This is a genomic window from Rhizobium sp. YJ-22, assembly GCF_029601685.1.
Lineage (GTDB): Bacteria > Pseudomonadota > Alphaproteobacteria > Rhizobiales > Rhizobiaceae > Metarhizobium.
Map to the genome: position 1 here is coordinate 254,673 of NZ_JARRIR010000001.1, position 14,655 is coordinate 269,327.

Sequence of the window (14,655 nt, forward strand, 5' to 3'; positions counted from 1 at the left end):
CTTAGGGCAGGAACTGGTAGAGCCAGTCCCTGATCTCCTCCGGAAGGGCCGTCGGCTCGCGGGTTTCGCGGTCGAGGGCGGTCCAGGTGATCTCGATATCGGCAAGCTGCTCGTTGCCGATATCGGCTGCCACCGCAAAACCGACGGTGCGGCCGCCGATCTTTTCCACTCGCACGGAAAACTGCACCGCCTCATCCGCGCGCGGCACGCGATGGCAGACGCATTCGAACTTGCGCACCGAGAACAGCGGCTCGTCGTCGATGACGGGGCGATAGCGCCAGAAGGCGCGGATGGCGGTTTCCGCATGCGAAATATAGGCGCTGGCATGCATCGCGCCCGATGCGTCAATGTCGCGATAGGGAATGCGGATCTCCGTCTGCCCGATTGTCGTGCTCTCTGCCATGCCGTCATTCATGCTTCCCCCTTCTCTGCCGCCGAAGCCCCCGCCAGCGCGCGTTTTTGCATTTCAGAATGGAAAAACGCTATCCACTTTTCCCGGAAATGCTCTGTTTGACATCATTCTAGCACAGCCTGCGAGAATACGCCGCCGTCCTGAGTGGCCGATCTTCTGTTGAAAACACCTCCGCCCTGCCCCATCTGCTGTGGACAGGCAGGCGCAGCAGGCTCAAGGCTGGCTCCGCGAACTCCGGGAACGGTCAGGATGGCGACGCGTCTTTACGAGCACGAGATTTTTCTGGAGCACATCACCCCGCCCGGCCACCCCGAGCGCGCCGACCGGCTGCGCTCGCTCAACATCGCGCTGGAGCATGGCAATTTCGCCGGGCTGGAGCGCAAGCAGGCGCCGCAGGCCAATGAGGATGCGGTGACGCTCGCCCACCCGGAAGAGCATCTCTTCGCCGTCATGCGGCAGATGCCGGAGGAAGAGGACGAGATCAACCAGATCGAGGCCGACACCTATGCCAGCCCGAAAAGTTTCCAAGCCGCGCTGACCGCCATCGGCGGGGCGCTGGCCGGCGTCGATGATGTGTTTTCTGGGGCCGCCGACAATGTGTTCCTCGCCGCCCGCCCGCCCGGCCACCATGCCGAAAAGAACAAGGCGATGGGCTTCTGTTTCTTCAACACGGTGGCGATTGCCGCCCGCCATGGCATGAAGGCGCATGGGGCCGAGCGCGTCGCCATCGTCGATTGGGACGTGCATCACGGCAACGGCACACAGGACATCTTCTGGGACGATCCCAACGTGTTGTTCTGCTCCACCCACCAGATGCCGCTTTATCCCGGCAGCGGCGCCAAGAGCGAGGAAGGCCGCTTCGGCACCATCGTCAACGCGCCGCTTTCGGCCAATGACGGCAGCGAGCATTTTCGCGATGCCTTCAAGTCGCGGGTGCTGAAGGCGGTGGACAATTTCGCGCCGGACCTGATCCTGGTCTCGGCCGGTTTCGACGCCCATTACCGCGACCCGCTGGCGCAGATCAACCTGACCGGCGACGACTTCGACTGGGCGACCGGGCGGCTGATGGAACTGGCCGGCAAACATGCGCATAACCGCCTCGTCTCCGTTCTGGAAGGCGGCTACGACCTTGAAGGCCTGGCGGAATCCGCCGGCATGCATATTCTGAGACTGATGAGAGGATGACGATGAGCGAGACGAGCCCAACCACGGCAAACCAGGCGGCCGACGTGACCGGCTACAGCTTCGAAAAGGCGGTGGCCGAACTGGAAGGCATCGTGCAGCGCCTGGAACGCGGCGACGTGGCGCTGGACGAGTCGATCGCCATCTACGAGCGCGGCGAAGCCCTCAAGAAGCATTGCGAAACGCTGCTCAACGCCGCCGAAAACCGCATCGAGAAAATCCGGCTCGACCGGGCCGGAAAACCGCAAGGCGCAGAGCCGCTGGACGGAGAATAATCTCCGCGCCGCTTGCGCCCCGACACGGGAGCAACGTCCATGAGTTTCTTTCCCGGCCAGGATCCGGTCGCGGGCGATGCCTTTTCCTGCGATGCGCTGGAACAGCTGATCATTCCGCGCTCCAGCGATATCGGCGGCTTTGCCGTGCGCCGGGCGCTGCCGACCGCACGGCGGCGGCTCGTCGGCCCCTTCATCTTCTTCGATCGCATGGGGCCGGCCATCCTGCGGGCCGGCGAGGCGCTCGACGTCAAGCCGCATCCGCATATCGGGCTGTCCACCGTCACCTATCTGTTCGACGGCGAGATCAAGCATCGCGACAGCCTCGGCACCGAACTGACCATCCGCCCCGGCGACATCAATCTGATGACCGCAGGGCGCGGCATCGTCCATTCCGAGCGCACGCCGGAAAACCTGCGCGGCCAGCCGCTGTCCATGTCCGGGCTGCAGACCTGGCTGGCGCTGCCGGACCATAAGGAGGAGATCGACCCCGCTTTTGCCCATACCGAACGCGAAGCGATGCCGCTGATCGCGCAGAAGGGCGCCAGCGGCCGGGTGGTGATCGGCGATCTCGACGGCGCCCGCTCGCCGGTGTCGGTGTTCAGCGATACGCTGTATGTCGACCTGACGCTGGAGGCCGGGGGCCGTTTCCCCTTCTCCGCCGAACACGAGGAACGGGCGATCTACGTGCTCTCCGGCAGCCTCGTGGTTGCCGGCGACGAATTCGCCGCCGACCAGCTTCTCGTCTTCCGGCCGGGCGATGCCATCACGCTGCAAGGCGGGCCGCAGGGCTGTCATATCATGCTGTTCGGCGGTGCTGCGCTGTCGACCAAGCGTTATATCTGGTGGAATTTCGTTTCGTCGTCCAAGGAGCGCATCGAGCAGGCCAAGGAAGAATGGCGCACCGGGCGTTTCGATATCGTGCCCGGCGACGGAGAGGAATTCGTGCCGCTGCCGCAGGGATGACCGCGTTTCGACCATAAAGTCATGACTTGTTAACGGATCACGTCTTTCGCCGCTCGCCTTTATGGATTAGAGCGACATAATACCGATTTCACGGACAGGAAGGCCATCGCCTGTGACACAGATGCTGAGCACGCCGCTTCTCGACACGGTCAAGGTTCCCGCCGATCTGCGCAAGATCGACGACCGCGACCTGCCGCAGCTCGCCCGCGAGTTGCGCGACGAGATGATCGACGCCGTGTCGCGCACCGGCGGGCACCTGGGCGCCGGGCTGGGCGTCGTCGAGCTGACCATGGCGATCCACAAGGTCTTCGATACGCCCAACGACCGGCTGATCTTCGATGTCGGCCACCAGTGCTATCCGCACAAGATCCTCACTGGCCGCCGCGAACGCATCCGCACCCTGCGCCAGGAAGACGGCCTCTCCGGCTTCACCCGGCGGGCGGAGAGCGAATACGACCCCTTTGGGGCGGCGCATTCCTCGACCTCGATTTCCGCCGGCCTCGGCATGGCGGTCGCCGCCGAACTCAGCCAGACCGACCGCCGGGTCATCGCCGTCATCGGCGACGGGGCGCTGTCGGCCGGCATGGCCTATGAGGCGTTGAACAATGCCGGCGCGCTCGACGCGCGGCTGATCGTCATCCTCAACGACAACGACATGTCGATCGCCCCGCCAACGGGGGCGATGAGCGCCTATCTCGCCCGCCTGGCCTCGGGTCGCACCTATATGGGATTCCGCGATTTCGGCAAGAAGCTGACCGCCTATCTCGGCAAGAACATCGACCGCGCCATCACCCGCGCCGTCGAGCATGCGCGCGGTTATGTCACCGGCGGCACGATGTTCGAGGAGATGGGTTTTTATCACATCGGCCCGATCGACGGCCATTCCTTCGAGCATCTGCTGCCCGTCTTGCGCAATGTGCGCGACAACCAGCGCGGGCCGGTGCTGATCCATGTGGTGACGCAGAAGGGCAAGGGGTATCCCCCGGCCGAGGCAGCGGCCGACAAGTATCACGGCGTCAACAAGTTCGACGTCATCACCGGCGCGCAGGCCAAGGCCAAGCCGAATGCGCCGAGCTATACCGCCGTCTTCGCCGATGCGCTGGTGGAAGAAGCCCGCCACGACGAAAAAATCGTTGGCATCACCGCCGCCATGCCCAACGGCACCGGGCTCGACAAGCTGGCGGAGATTTTCCCCAAGCGCACCTTCGATGTCGGCATCGCCGAGCAGCATGCCGTGACCTTCGCCGCCGGCCTTGCCACCGAAGGTTTCAAGCCGTTCTGCGCGCTCTATTCCACCTTCCTGCAGCGCGGCTACGACCAGGTGGTGCATGACGTGGCGATCCAGAAGCTGCCCGTTCGTTTCCCCATCGACCGCGCCGGTTTCGTCGGCGCCGACGGGCCGACCCATGCAGGCTCCTTCGATACCGGTTTCCTCGCCTCGCTGCCCGGTTTCGTGGTCATGGCGGCGGCCGACGAGGCGGAACTGAAGCATATGGTGCGCACCGCTGCTGCCCATGACGACGGTCCGATTTCCTTCCGCTATCCGCGCGGCGAAGGTGTGGGCGTCGACCTTCCGGTGCGCGGCGAAATTCTGCAGATCGGCAAGGGCCGCATCGTCAAGCAGGGCGCCAAGGTGGCGCTGCTCTCCTTCGGCACGCGCCTCGCCGACTGTCTGCTGGCGGCGGAAGATCTCGATGCCGCCGGCCTGTCGACAACGGTCGCCGATGCGCGTTTCGCCAAGCCGCTGGATACCGATCTCATCCGCCAGCTTGCCCGCCATCACGAGGTGCTGATCACCGTCGAGGAAGGCGCGGTCGGCGGCTTCGGCTCCCAGGTGCTGCAATTCCTCGCCTTCGAAGGCCTGCTTGATCATGGCCTGAAGGTGCGGCCGCTGGTCCTGCCGGATCTGTGGATGGAACAGGCCAAGCCCGAGGTGATGTATGCCAAGGCCGGCCTCGACCGGGCCGGCATCGTCACCGCGGTCTTCCGGGCACTCGGCCAGAAACCGCTGGAAGTCGGCGCGGCCGGATAGACCTTCATTTCATTCCATGCAAAAGGCCGGGATCGTCTCCCGGCCTTTTTTTCATGTCTGAATCAATACCAATCCGGCGGCGGAGGCGGGCGGCGATGATGCCAATGGCCGCGTGGCCCGTCGCCCCAGGCGCCATAACGCGGTCCCCAGCCCCGGTGAGCCCACGGCGGCGGTGGCGGCGGTGGCGGACGCCAGCGATTGCGAACGCATTCGTTCCAGTCGTTGAGATGCCAGCCGCGGCCGCAAGCATAATCGACCTGCGTCACCGGGGGCGAGGAAACGGCCGGCATGGCGCCAAGCGGCATGGCAAGCGCGTTGCCGCCCAAGCCGGCGCAAAGCAGGCCGGCGTAAAGAATGGATTTCACCAAGGGCGTCTGCATGACAATGGTCCTTGCATTGTTGACACCCTTAGAATCCGCCTTGCACGGTGAATGCAGACTGAACCAATCGTGATGTTTTCGTGGCGGAAATACGACGCGGAGCCTACAGCGCCGAGATGCGGTTTCGCCCCGCGCGCTTGGACATGTAGAGGCCCGCATCGGCGCGCCGGAGCACGTCGTCCGAGGAGCGGTCCGGCAGCCAGAATTCGCTCAAGCCCGCGCTGATGGTCGATTCCTGCCGCAAGGTCCGCCGAAGCGTCACCGGCACAAGGTCGCGCAGGCGCTCGGCGATGGGAAACGCATCCTCCTGCGCCATGCCCGGCATCACCACCACGAATTCGTCGCCGCCGAGGCGGGCGACCAGATCGGTCTTGCGCAGGTTCCGGCGACAGATACCGGCGATTTCCACCAGCACGTCGTCGCCGGCATGATGGCCGCTCTCGTCGTTGATGCGCTTGAAATTGTCGAGGTCGAAGATCAGCACCGCCGTCGGAATACGGTCGCGGGAAAAGACGCCCAGGCGGTCGTCCAGCGTCTCAAGCAGCTTGCGGCGGTTGTAGAGGCCAGTCAGCGCGTCAGTCTCGCTCATGTGGCGCAGCTTCTGCTGGGCGGCATTCTTGTCGGTGATGTTGCTGGCGACCCAAACGACGGCTTCCTCGCCCTCGACGGGGAAATCCAGCGCCTGCACACGCCCCTCGAACCAGATCGTCTCGTCCGGCCCCTCGGCCCGCAGCCCCTGCACATCGGAGCCGCTGAGGCTGTATTCGATGATGTGCAGGGCGCGGCTGGCGAGCGCCGTGGCGATCTCGGCGGCGAACCAGCTGGCCTTTTCCGCGATCAGCACCTCGGACATGCGTTTGCCGATCAGGCCGCTGCCGTCATGATAATGGCGATGATCCTTGCCGCCGAACACGGCTGCGTAGCGCCCGCTCCGGGTCAGAACGAAAGTCGGATCCGGCAGGGCGGAGAGGATCGATTGCAAATTCTGCAGCGTGAACACGGCCACCTTCATGCTTTCCCGGCGATGCCAGGCCGATATACGCCGGACCGCTCACGCGCAAACAGGCCGATCCTGGAAACCGGCGCAGGAATTCCAAACACTCCCTCGGTTTCCCAGAAAATGTCTTCCAATTCCTAAAGCGCTTTCAATCCCGCGTCCCGTTTCGAACCAATGTCGGACCGTTTCCATCCCGCGACATCGCTCATTGCATCGCTTCGGTCGCCACGAGCAGCAGGATGTCGAGGTCGTGGTCGGGATAGAAATCCTCTGCCGTCATCTCGAAGGTGGTCGGGCCGGTCTTCTTCACGCCGGCGCCGCAGAAACTGACGAAATTCTCCTTCGCCCCCTTGTCGACGGTGAGCTTGAAACGCTTGATCGGGCCGCTCCAGTTGGCGCCGGTCTTCAGCACATAGGAGATCCAGTTCTCGACGAAATAGGGTTTTCCCGCGGCCATGTCGGCATTGGACCTGCGGGCGAGCTTGACCATCGTGTCGTCGATGCAGAAACGCCTGACATATTCCTGGTAACGCTCGCCCTTCGGCTGGTTGTTCTCGTCGAGGAACGTGGTGGCGACCGTGCCGCCGACGCTCGGCTTGTAGCGATGCCGGACGCGCACCTTGGATTTCGCCGGAAAGGTCGTCTTCCACCAATAGACCGATTGCAGGGTCCAAAGCGGCAAAGCATGGCTTTCCATGCCGTTGCCGGCATCGTATTCCTCGGTCATGATGATGCCGCGGCCGACCCAATCCTCTTTCGTGGCCGCATCCAGCCCATCGGCGGCGGCGACGGCGGCCTTGCTCAGCGGCGGCAGCGGCACGCCCTTCGCCTTCAGCTCGGCGGCGACATCGATACCGTTGGCGAGCGCACGCTGCTGCAATTCCGGCCGGATCGGCTGGCCGTCCTGGGTCACGGAAAAATCCAGCATGTTGTCGGATTCGGTGTCGGAAAGCGCGATGTTCTGTTCCGGCCCGCCCGTCACATCCGGCATCGGGAAAGCGATGACGCTGTGGACGTCCTTGTCGGTCTCGTTGGAAAAGACGTAATCGACGCGGATCTCGTCCGGCGAGACGAAGAGATTTTCCTCCTCCATCGAAACCTCGGTCGATTGCACATAGGTGAGACCGCCGGTCTTCAGCTCGGCCATGGTGTCGTTGGCGAGCGCCGGGCCGGCCAGAAGGCAGGCGGCAAGCACCGCACCCAGTTTCGCGATCATCACTTTCCCCTCCCTTGGCCGCTTTATGCCAAATACCCTATGTCAGCCGGCCGGCGCCCTCAAGACGCCGCGACCGGCCAGATGCGCGCGGACCGGCAACGGCTTCGAAACCATGCCGTTTCGGACACGCGTAACCATTCTCCTTTGCGGTTTCTGAAGGTCCGGCTGGTAATCTCGCCGACATAAGAAAACATAAAGATTTCAACAGGGACATCGACCGCCATGCTGAGCAAGACACTGCTTTCGGCACTGCTTCTGGCTGCCTTTTCGACACCGGCCCTCGCCGAGGAACGCCCCGCCTTCGACGCTGCCCTGCAGCAGCAGATCATCGACCATCTGCAATCCAAGCTGCCGGACATGCGCAGCGCCTACGGCCTGACCCAGCAGGCGGCGATCGCCACGCCGGAGGAAGAGGACAAGCGGAGCTGGTTGTCGCGCATCGCCGTCGACGGCATCAAGAAATATCCCGGCCGCATCGTCTGGCTCTGACCGGCTCCGACAAAACCCTTGCGCGGGCGCGCAAGGCAGGCCATTGACGGTGCCATGTCCACGCAAACGCTCCGTCTCGACCAGCTTCTGGTCAATCTCAATCTCGTCGCCAGTCGCTCGCGCGCCCGCGACGCCATCTCACGCGGCACCGTCAAGGTCGACGGCAAGACCGTCGTCAAGCCGGGCCTCGTGGTCGCCGCCAATGCGGCCATCGAAATCGACGATCCCGCGCTCGATTACGTCTCGCGCGCGGCGCTGAAGCTGGATGCGGCGCTCGATCATTTCGGGCTCGATCCGGCCGATTGCCTCTGTCTCGATGTCGGCGCCTCGACCGGCGGCTTCACCGAAGTGCTGCTGAAACGCGGCGCGGCGCATGTCATCGCCATCGATGTCGGCCATGGCCAGATGCACCCGCGCGTTTGCGAAAACCCCGATGTCACCAATATCGAGGGGCTGAACGCCCGCTACCTCACCACAGACGACATCGGCGAGGAGCCGATCGATTTCATCGTCTCCGACGTTTCCTTCATCTCGCTGAAGCTGGCGCTGGCTCCGGCGCTTGAACTTGCGCCGTCGGGCGCGCGCGCCGTGCTGCTGGTCAAGCCGCAATTCGAGGCCGGGCGCGATGCGATCAGCAAGGCGGGGCTGCTGAAGGCGCCGGAAACGGCTCCCGACGTCGCCGCCGAACTGGAGCGCTGGTTCGTCGAGGACATGGGCTGGAAAAGCCTCGGCCTCATTCCCTCGCCGATCGAGGGCGGCGACGGCAACAGGGAATTCTTGCTCGCCGGAGAAAAGCCATGAGCGCGCAAACCGTCACCATCTCGCGCCTCGGCGCCCAGGGCGACGGCATCGCCCATACCGATCAAGGCCCGCTCTACGTGCCCTTCGCACTGCCGGGCGAAACGGTCTCGGTCGCCCGCATCAAGAACCAGGGCACGCTGATCTCGCTGCTAACCCCCTCGCCCGAACGGCAGGCGCCGGCCTGCCGCCATTTCGGGCCTGACGGCGTCAACGGCACCTGCGGCGGCTGCACTTTGCAGCATCTCAAGGACGCGCCCTATCATGCCTTCAAGCGCAATCTGGTGATCGAGGCGCTGAAGGCCAAGAGCATCGAGATCGACGTCGATCCGCTTGTCGTTGCCCATCCCGGCGAGCGCCGCCGCGTGGCGCTGGCGGCGCGGCGCACCGAAAAGGACATGCTGCTCGGCTTCAACCAGGCCGAGACGCATCATATCGTCGATATCCAGGAATGTCCCATCGCCGCGCCCGGCATCGTGGCGCGGCTGGAGACGATCCGCGCCATCGCGAAGATGCTGGCGACCTCGGCGGATGCCTTCCGCATCACGGTCCTGGAAACGCCTGCCGGTCTCGACCTCGCCTTCGAGGGGCTGAAACCCCTCTCGGACAAGCAGCGCCGCGCCGGCATCGAAACCGTGCTCGCCCAGCGCGGCATCGCCCGCGTGTCGGTCAACGGCGAGATCCTTGTCGAGCCGGTGAAGCCGGTGATCGATTTCGGCGGCGCCAGCGTCACGCCTCCGCCCGGCGCCTTCACCCAGGCGACCAAGCCGGCAGAGGATGCCATGGCAAACCTCGTCATCGCCCATGTCGGCAAGGCCAAGCGCATCGCCGATCTCTTCGCGGGTGCGGGCACGTTCACGCTGCGGCTGGCGCGCATCGGCCGCGTCCATGCCGCCGAATCCGACGACAAGGCGCTGAAGGCGCTGGATCACGGGGCACGCAACACGCAGGGGCTGAAGCCGGTGACGGTCGAGAAGCGCGACCTGTTCCGTCGGCCGCTGACAGCGCAGGAGCTGAAGGTTTTCGACGCCGTGGTCTTCGACCCGCCGCGCGCCGGGGCCGAAGCGCAGGTCAAGGAAATCGCCCGTTCCGGCGTGAAGAAGATCGTGGCGGTGAGCTGCAACCCGCTGACGCTGGCCCGTGACCTCGCCATCCTCATCGAGGCCGGCTATCGCCTCACCCGCGTCACCCCTATCGACCAGTTCTTGTGGTCGCCGCATGTGGAGGCGGTCGCGGTGCTGGAGAAGGCTTAAGGGCTTCCGCTTCCATCTCCTTCGTCATCCTCGGGCTTGTCCCGAGGATCTAAGCACGCCTGATAATCCATTATCGTCAATTGCTTGGTGTATGTTGGCAGATCCTCGGGACAAGCCCGAGGATGACGAATTGCGGGGACTTACCGCTTCAAAAACCGTCTAAATTCCGCGCGGGCCTCGTCGCTTTTCAGCCGTTCGGTGAACAGCGCCACTTCCTCTTCCATGCGGGCAAAGATCGCAGCGCTGTCGCTCTTCAGCAAAGCGCGGGTGGCGCGCAGGGCTTCGATGGGGCGGCCGGCGAGTTTTCGGGCGGCGGCGAGCGTTTCGGTCTCGACGGCCTCCGGGCTCACCACGCGCCAGACGAGACCGGCGGCGCGGGCCTCCTCGGCCGTCATGCCCTCGCCCATGGCGAGCAGCGCGAAGGCGCGCTGGTGGCCCATGATGCCGGGCGCGATCAGGCTGGAGGCCGCCTCCGGCACCAGGCCGAGATCGACGAAAGGCGTGCGGAACAGGCTGCGATCCGAGGCAATCGTCAGGTCGCAATGCAGGTTGAGCGTCAGGCCGATGCCGATCGCCAGCCCGTCGACGCCGGCGACCACGGGTTTTTCGAAACCGGCCAGCGCCTTGAGGAAGGCGAAGGCGGCCGGCTGTTCATCCGGGCTCTCCTCGGCGAAGGCGAGGAAATCGGCGAGATCGTTGCCGGCGGAAAAGCAGCCGGGCGTGCCGAGAAAAGCGATGCAGCGCACCGCATCGTCCTGCGCCGCCGCCGCCAGCGCCGCCGTCAATTCGTGATACATCGCCGTGGTGATGGCATTCTTCTTTTCCGGGCGGTTGAAGCGGATGACGCGGATGGCGCTTTCCGCCGTCTCCACGAGAATCTGGGTCATGGGGTCTCCTCAGGAAGATGGGATGCGGCAAGCGCCAGGCTTTCGGCACCGTTGACGACGCGGTCCTTGAGCGCCGCCGTTTCCGATAGCAGGTTTTCCGCGAAAAAGCGGCAGAGCGCGATGCGGCGCGCCTGTCCCGGCGCGGCGACCAGCGCTCCCTTGGCGAGATAGCAGCCGCTCAGCACCAGGCCGAACAGCCGCAGGAAGGGCGTCGCGCCGGAAAGCGCCACCGGCAACGCGCCCTCCGCCTGCCGAAGCAGCAGCCATTCGGCCGTTTCGGCGAGATTTGCAAGGGCCGCATCCAGCCGCGTGGCGGTCTGGCCGAAACCATCCTGCCCCGCCGTGGCGATGGCGATTTTCCGCAGCTCGTCGACGAGACCGCGCATATGCTGGCCGCCGGAGAGCGACAGCTTTCGCGTCACGAGATCGATGGCCTGTATGCCGTTGGTGCCTTCGTAGATCGGGGCGATGCGGGCGTCGCGCAGCAGGCGCGCCGCCCCAGCTTCCTCGATATAACCCATGCCGCCATGCACCTGCACGCCGAGCGAGGCGACATCGACGCCGGCATCGGTGGAAAAAGCCTTGGCGACCGGGGTCAAGAGAGCGGCGCGCTCCTGCCAGTGGCTGCCTTCCGTTTCCTGCCGGGCGCGGTCGATGGCGTGGGCGCAGGTATAGGCGATGGCGCGCGCGCCCTGGGTCAGCGCCTGCATGGTGAGCAGCATGCGGGCGACATCCGGGTGGTCGATGATCGGGCTCATGCCCGCGCCCGTCCAGCCGATAGCCCTGCCCTGCCGGCGCTCGGCGGCATAGGCGAGCGCCTTCTGGGTCGCGGCCTCGGCAATCGCCACGCCCTGCATGCCGACCAGAAGGCGCGCATTGTTCATCATCGTGAACATGCAGGCGAGGCCCTTGTTCTCCTCGCCGACCAGCCAGCCGATTGCGCCCTTTTCCGGCCCGAAACGGCCGTCGCCATAGAGCATCACGCAGGTCGGCGAGCCGTGGATGCCGAGCTTGTGCTCCAGTGCCTGCGCAAAGACATCGTTTCGGGGACCAAGCGAGCCATCGTCATTGACGAGGAATTTCGGCACGAGGAAGAGCGAGATGCCGCGCGTGCCCGCCGGCGCATCGGCAAGCCGGGCCAGCACCAGATGGACGATGTTCTCAGTCGCGTCATGCTCGCCCCAGGTGATGAAAATCTTCTGGCCGAAGATGCGGTAGCTGCCGTCGCCGGCACGTTCCGCCCGCGCCGTCAGCGCGCCGACATCGGAGCCGGCCTGCGGCTCGGTCAGGTTCATCGTCGCCATCCATTCGCCGCTGACGAGACGCGGCAGATAGGCCTGCTTCAAGGCTTCGGCGGCGTGCGCCTCCAGCGCCTCGATGGCGCCGACGGTCAGCGTCGGGCCAATCGCAAACGCCATCGAGGCGGAATTCCACATTTCGAAGGCGGCGACATTCAAAAGATGCGGCAGATGCTGGCCGCCAAAAATCTCGGGCGCGGTCAGCCCGTTCCAGCCGCCTTGCGCCCAACGGCGGTAGAGATCGGCCCAGCCATCCGGCAGGGTGACGACGGCATCCGCGATGCGCGCGCCCTGGCGATCGCCGATTTCGGAAAGCGGCGCGATCTCGCCTTCGGCGAAGCGGCCGGCCTCCGACAGGATCGCGTCCACCAGATCGCCGCCGAGCTCGCCGAAGGCGCCCTCGTCAAGCGCCGCCTCCAGCCCGGCCACATGCTTCAGGGTGAACAGGATCTCGTCAACCGGCGCCTTGTACATCGAAAATCCTCCGCGACTCATGCGCCTATCCTATTGCCGCGTTTTCCGGATCGCGACCATGAAAATCGGGTGACGGCAAACTGTCATAAAACTTATGTAAAAGCGGCGCCGTCCCCTGTCTCGCGAGACGCCTCATGCTGCTGCATTCCACCGATATTCCCGGCCTCGTCTGGGCCTACCGCTTCTCCTCCGGAGCCGACCGCCGGGCCTTGCGCCTGCCGCTCGATTGCCGGCGCGACGACCTTGCGCCGGACGACGGCTTCATCTGGCTGCATCTCAATATCGCCGATGCGCGCGTGCCCGCCTTTCTCGACGGCATGCAGGGCCTGAGCGAGCCGGCGCGGGCGGCCCTGACCACCCACGACGCCCATGCCGCCGTCAATGCCGAGGACGGCATCGTCTACGGCACGCTGGTGGATTTCCAGCGTGAATTCGATTCCGACACCCGCGACATCGGCTGGCTGCATTTCGCGCTGACCGACAGGATGATCGTCACCACCCGGCTGCAGCCGCTGCGCAGCATCGACCGCGCCCGGGCGCTCATCGAGAAGAACGCCGCCAAATATGGCCGGCCGATCCATGTCTTCGAAACGCTGGTCGCCGAATTCCAGCGCACGCTGATCGCGCTCACCATGGAAATGGCGGACGAGCTGAACCTCATCGAGGATTTCGTCTATGACGACACGCCGCGCGACGAACGGCGGCGGCTGGCGCCGGTGCGGCGCACCGTGGTGCGCCTGCATCGCCACCTGCGCACCGTGCTGGCGCAGATGCGCCGCGCCGCGGCATCCGAAGAGGAGGATATTCCACCCGGTTTCGAGGACGTGGCGCTGCGGCTGACCGCACGGTTGGAGGCGGTCGATCACGACGTCTATGCGCTGCAGGACCGGGCAAGGCTGCTGCACGAGGAAATCGACTCGAAGCTTTCCTCCGAGACAAATCGCCACCTTTACATCCTGTCGCTGATGACCGCCTTCCTGCTGCCGCCGACGCTGGTGACCGGCTTCTTCGGCATGAACACCTCGCATCTGCCTTTCGCCGGCGGAACTGCCGGCACGGCCTATGCCGTGGGGCTTATCGTGCTCTCCATCCTGCTCGCCTGGTGGCTGCTGCGACGGGCGGGCATTCTCTGAAAAGCGGAATTACGCCAAAACAAAACCCCGCCGTTTGACGGGCGGGGCTTCGCGAGCGGGAAAGACCCGATCAGGAATAGGGCGAAATGCAGGCCCGGCGCGCGCCGCGATTCGGCTGGAACGTGTTGTCATAGGCGCGATAGGAGCGGTAGCGGTTCTCGCACCAGCGGACATGGCTCGGGCTCATCGAACCGGAATAGCTCGCCCGCGGCGGAGCGGACAGCGCGCCGCCGATGATCGCACCGGCACCGAAGGCGGCCAGCGGGAACCAGTAACCATTGTGGTAACGATAGCCATGGCGGTAACCGCGATAGCCGCGATGGCCGTTATACCAGCCATGGCGCTCCCAGCCGCCGCGACGCCAGCCGTCATGACGCCAGCCACGGTCGCCACGCCAGCCGCGATCGCCGCCACGCCAATGACCGCCCCACTGCTGGTTGTAGAATGGCCGGACGCCCTGGCGGTGACCCTGCTGGACCTGAATGACGTCACCTTCGGACGCGGCCTGCACGCGCGGCATCTGCATCGCGCCCGCCGGGGCCATGCTGGACAAAACCACCGCAGCCGACAGGGCCGCCGTGGCGATCTTGGTCATCAGTCTATTCATACCGATTACTCCCGCAAAAAGTTTCCGAAAAGAAAACGCATCGTCTCGCAATTGGTTCCGTCGCCTTAGTTTCCAATAGACGGCGAAGAGATGATCCATCCTACATCCTTTCGCCATAATCCGGCATGAACCTGGGGTTCATTCTGCATTCATCTTTCCGTCATCACGCTGATGTGACCGGAGAACGGCGCCAAGCCCTCCGTCAGCGCGCAAGCCTCGGGAAACCGCCACTTCCTAGAACGGTTGAAAGGCGGTTTTG

15 protein-coding genes are annotated in these 14,655 nt (G+C 64.8%); 8 read left to right on the forward strand and 7 right to left on the reverse strand.

The annotated features are described in order from the left end of the window. Nucleotide 1: 1 nt before the first annotated feature. On the reverse strand, nt 2-415 hold the full coding sequence (locus tag P7F60_RS01235) for a thioesterase (RefSeq protein WP_277915881.1): 414 nt from the start codon (nt 413-415) through the stop codon (nt 2-4). Nucleotides 416-661: 246 nt separating this feature from the next. On the opposite strand from P7F60_RS01235, the gene P7F60_RS01240 reads away from it, so the two are divergent. The 4 genes from P7F60_RS01240 to dxs all read left to right on the forward strand — a co-directional run bounded on the left by P7F60_RS01240 (nt 662) and on the right by dxs (nt 4,864). Further along, nucleotides 662-1,597 carry a histone deacetylase family protein gene (locus P7F60_RS01240; RefSeq protein WP_277915882.1) on the forward strand — a complete coding sequence of 312 codons (936 nt, stop codon included), beginning with the start codon at nt 662-664 and terminating at the stop codon, nt 1,595-1,597. Next, nucleotides 1,594-1,869: an exodeoxyribonuclease VII small subunit gene (locus P7F60_RS01245; RefSeq protein WP_277915883.1), complete on the forward strand. Its 276-nt coding sequence runs from the start codon at nt 1,594-1,596 to the stop codon at nt 1,867-1,869. Before P7F60_RS01240 ends, P7F60_RS01245 begins: the two co-directional genes overlap by 4 nt. 39 nt (nt 1,870-1,908) lie before the next feature. Then, nucleotides 1,909-2,832 (forward strand): pirin family protein, encoded by a 924-nt coding sequence (locus P7F60_RS01250; protein ID WP_277915884.1) that lies wholly within the window; start codon nt 1,909-1,911, stop codon nt 2,830-2,832. A 112-nt stretch (nt 2,833-2,944) separates the two neighbouring features. Then, nucleotides 2,945-4,864, forward strand: coding sequence for a 1-deoxy-D-xylulose-5-phosphate synthase (gene dxs / locus P7F60_RS01255; RefSeq protein ID WP_277915885.1), 1,920 nt, complete (start codon nt 2,945-2,947; stop codon nt 4,862-4,864). 62 nt (nt 4,865-4,926) lie between these two features. Here the strand turns inward: dxs and P7F60_RS01260 are convergent, their stop codons facing one another. The 3 genes from P7F60_RS01260 to P7F60_RS01270 all read right to left on the reverse strand — a co-directional run bounded on the left by P7F60_RS01260 (nt 4,927) and on the right by P7F60_RS01270 (nt 7,454). Next, a complete protein-coding gene (locus P7F60_RS01260; protein WP_277915886.1) occupies nt 4,927-5,244 on the reverse strand; it encodes a hypothetical protein in 318 nt (105 codons plus the stop codon). A gap of 103 nt (nt 5,245-5,347) precedes the next feature. Next, nucleotides 5,348-6,256: a sensor domain-containing diguanylate cyclase gene (locus P7F60_RS01265; protein ID WP_277915887.1), complete on the reverse strand. Its 909-nt coding sequence runs from the start codon at nt 6,254-6,256 to the stop codon at nt 5,348-5,350. A gap of 190 nt (nt 6,257-6,446) precedes the next feature. Continuing rightward, complete coding sequence (locus P7F60_RS01270; RefSeq protein ID WP_277916488.1) at nt 6,447-7,454, reverse strand: DUF4424 domain-containing protein; 1,008 nt, start codon at nt 7,452-7,454, stop codon at nt 6,447-6,449. 225 nt (nt 7,455-7,679) lie between these two features. Between P7F60_RS01270 and P7F60_RS01275 the strand changes: the two genes are divergently transcribed. From P7F60_RS01275 to P7F60_RS01285, 3 genes are read left to right on the forward strand one after another with little or no spacing between them, the layout of a single operon-like run. Continuing rightward, nucleotides 7,680-7,946 (forward strand): hypothetical protein, encoded by a 267-nt coding sequence (locus P7F60_RS01275; protein ID WP_277915888.1) that lies wholly within the window; start codon nt 7,680-7,682, stop codon nt 7,944-7,946. 54 nt (nt 7,947-8,000) lie between these two features. Further along, on the forward strand, nt 8,001-8,747 hold the full coding sequence (locus P7F60_RS01280; protein WP_277915889.1) for a TlyA family RNA methyltransferase: 747 nt from the start codon (nt 8,001-8,003) through the stop codon (nt 8,745-8,747). Further along, nucleotides 8,744-9,997 carry a class I SAM-dependent RNA methyltransferase gene (locus tag P7F60_RS01285; RefSeq protein WP_277915890.1) on the forward strand — a complete coding sequence of 418 codons (1,254 nt, stop codon included), beginning with the start codon at nt 8,744-8,746 and terminating at the stop codon, nt 9,995-9,997. Before P7F60_RS01280 ends, P7F60_RS01285 begins: the two co-directional genes overlap by 4 nt. A gap of 140 nt (nt 9,998-10,137) precedes the next feature. Here P7F60_RS01285 and P7F60_RS01290 read toward each other — a convergent pair whose 3' ends face one another. Both P7F60_RS01290 and P7F60_RS01295 read right to left on the reverse strand, forming a co-directional pair. Beyond that, nucleotides 10,138-10,884, reverse strand: coding sequence for a crotonase/enoyl-CoA hydratase family protein (locus P7F60_RS01290; protein ID WP_277915891.1), 747 nt, complete (start codon nt 10,882-10,884; stop codon nt 10,138-10,140). Further along, entirely contained in the window at nt 10,881-12,656 is a 1,776-nt protein-coding gene (locus tag P7F60_RS01295; protein ID WP_277916489.1) for an acyl-CoA dehydrogenase, read from the reverse strand. Before P7F60_RS01295 ends, P7F60_RS01290 begins: the two co-directional genes overlap by 4 nt. A 134-nt stretch (nt 12,657-12,790) precedes the next feature. On the opposite strand from P7F60_RS01295, the gene P7F60_RS01300 reads away from it, so the two are divergent. Then, nucleotides 12,791-13,789 (forward strand): transporter, encoded by a 999-nt coding sequence (locus tag P7F60_RS01300; protein ID WP_277915892.1) that lies wholly within the window; start codon nt 12,791-12,793, stop codon nt 13,787-13,789. A 70-nt stretch (nt 13,790-13,859) separates the two neighbouring features. Here P7F60_RS01300 and P7F60_RS01305 read toward each other — a convergent pair whose 3' ends face one another. Further along, nucleotides 13,860-14,396: a BA14K family protein gene (locus P7F60_RS01305; protein ID WP_277915893.1), complete on the reverse strand. Its 537-nt coding sequence runs from the start codon at nt 14,394-14,396 to the stop codon at nt 13,860-13,862. Nucleotides 14,397-14,655: the final 259 nt, after the last annotated feature.

What these genes read in the sequence shown, in the direction of transcription:
- P7F60_RS01265 (WP_277915887.1), bottom strand. Translation starts at nt 6,256, where the DNA reads ATGAAGGTGGCCGTGTTCACGCTGCAGAATTTGCAATCGATCCTCTCC.
- P7F60_RS01305 (WP_277915893.1), bottom strand. Translation starts at nt 14,396, where the DNA reads ATGAATAGACTGATGACCAAGATCGCCACGGCGGCCCTGTCGGCTGCG.
- P7F60_RS01240 (WP_277915882.1), top strand. Translation starts at nt 662, where the DNA reads ATGGCGACGCGTCTTTACGAGCACGAGATTTTTCTGGAGCACATCACC.
- P7F60_RS01290 (WP_277915891.1), bottom strand. Translation starts at nt 10,884, where the DNA reads ATGACCCAGATTCTCGTGGAGACGGCGGAAAGCGCCATCCGCGTCATC.
- P7F60_RS01235 (WP_277915881.1), bottom strand. Translation starts at nt 415, where the DNA reads ATGAATGACGGCATGGCAGAGAGCACGACAATCGGGCAGACGGAGATC.
- P7F60_RS01300 (WP_277915892.1), top strand. Translation starts at nt 12,791, where the DNA reads ATGCTGCTGCATTCCACCGATATTCCCGGCCTCGTCTGGGCCTACCGC.
- P7F60_RS01250 (WP_277915884.1), top strand. Translation starts at nt 1,909, where the DNA reads ATGAGTTTCTTTCCCGGCCAGGATCCGGTCGCGGGCGATGCCTTTTCC.
- P7F60_RS01295 (WP_277916489.1), bottom strand. Translation starts at nt 12,656, where the DNA reads ATGTACAAGGCGCCGGTTGACGAGATCCTGTTCACCCTGAAGCATGTG.
- P7F60_RS01280 (WP_277915889.1), top strand. Translation starts at nt 8,001, where the DNA reads ATGTCCACGCAAACGCTCCGTCTCGACCAGCTTCTGGTCAATCTCAAT.
- P7F60_RS01260 (WP_277915886.1), bottom strand. Translation starts at nt 5,244, where the DNA reads ATGCAGACGCCCTTGGTGAAATCCATTCTTTACGCCGGCCTGCTTTGC.
- P7F60_RS01245 (WP_277915883.1), top strand. Translation starts at nt 1,594, where the DNA reads ATGACGATGAGCGAGACGAGCCCAACCACGGCAAACCAGGCGGCCGAC.
- P7F60_RS01285 (WP_277915890.1), top strand. Translation starts at nt 8,744, where the DNA reads ATGAGCGCGCAAACCGTCACCATCTCGCGCCTCGGCGCCCAGGGCGAC.
- P7F60_RS01275 (WP_277915888.1), top strand. Translation starts at nt 7,680, where the DNA reads ATGCTGAGCAAGACACTGCTTTCGGCACTGCTTCTGGCTGCCTTTTCG.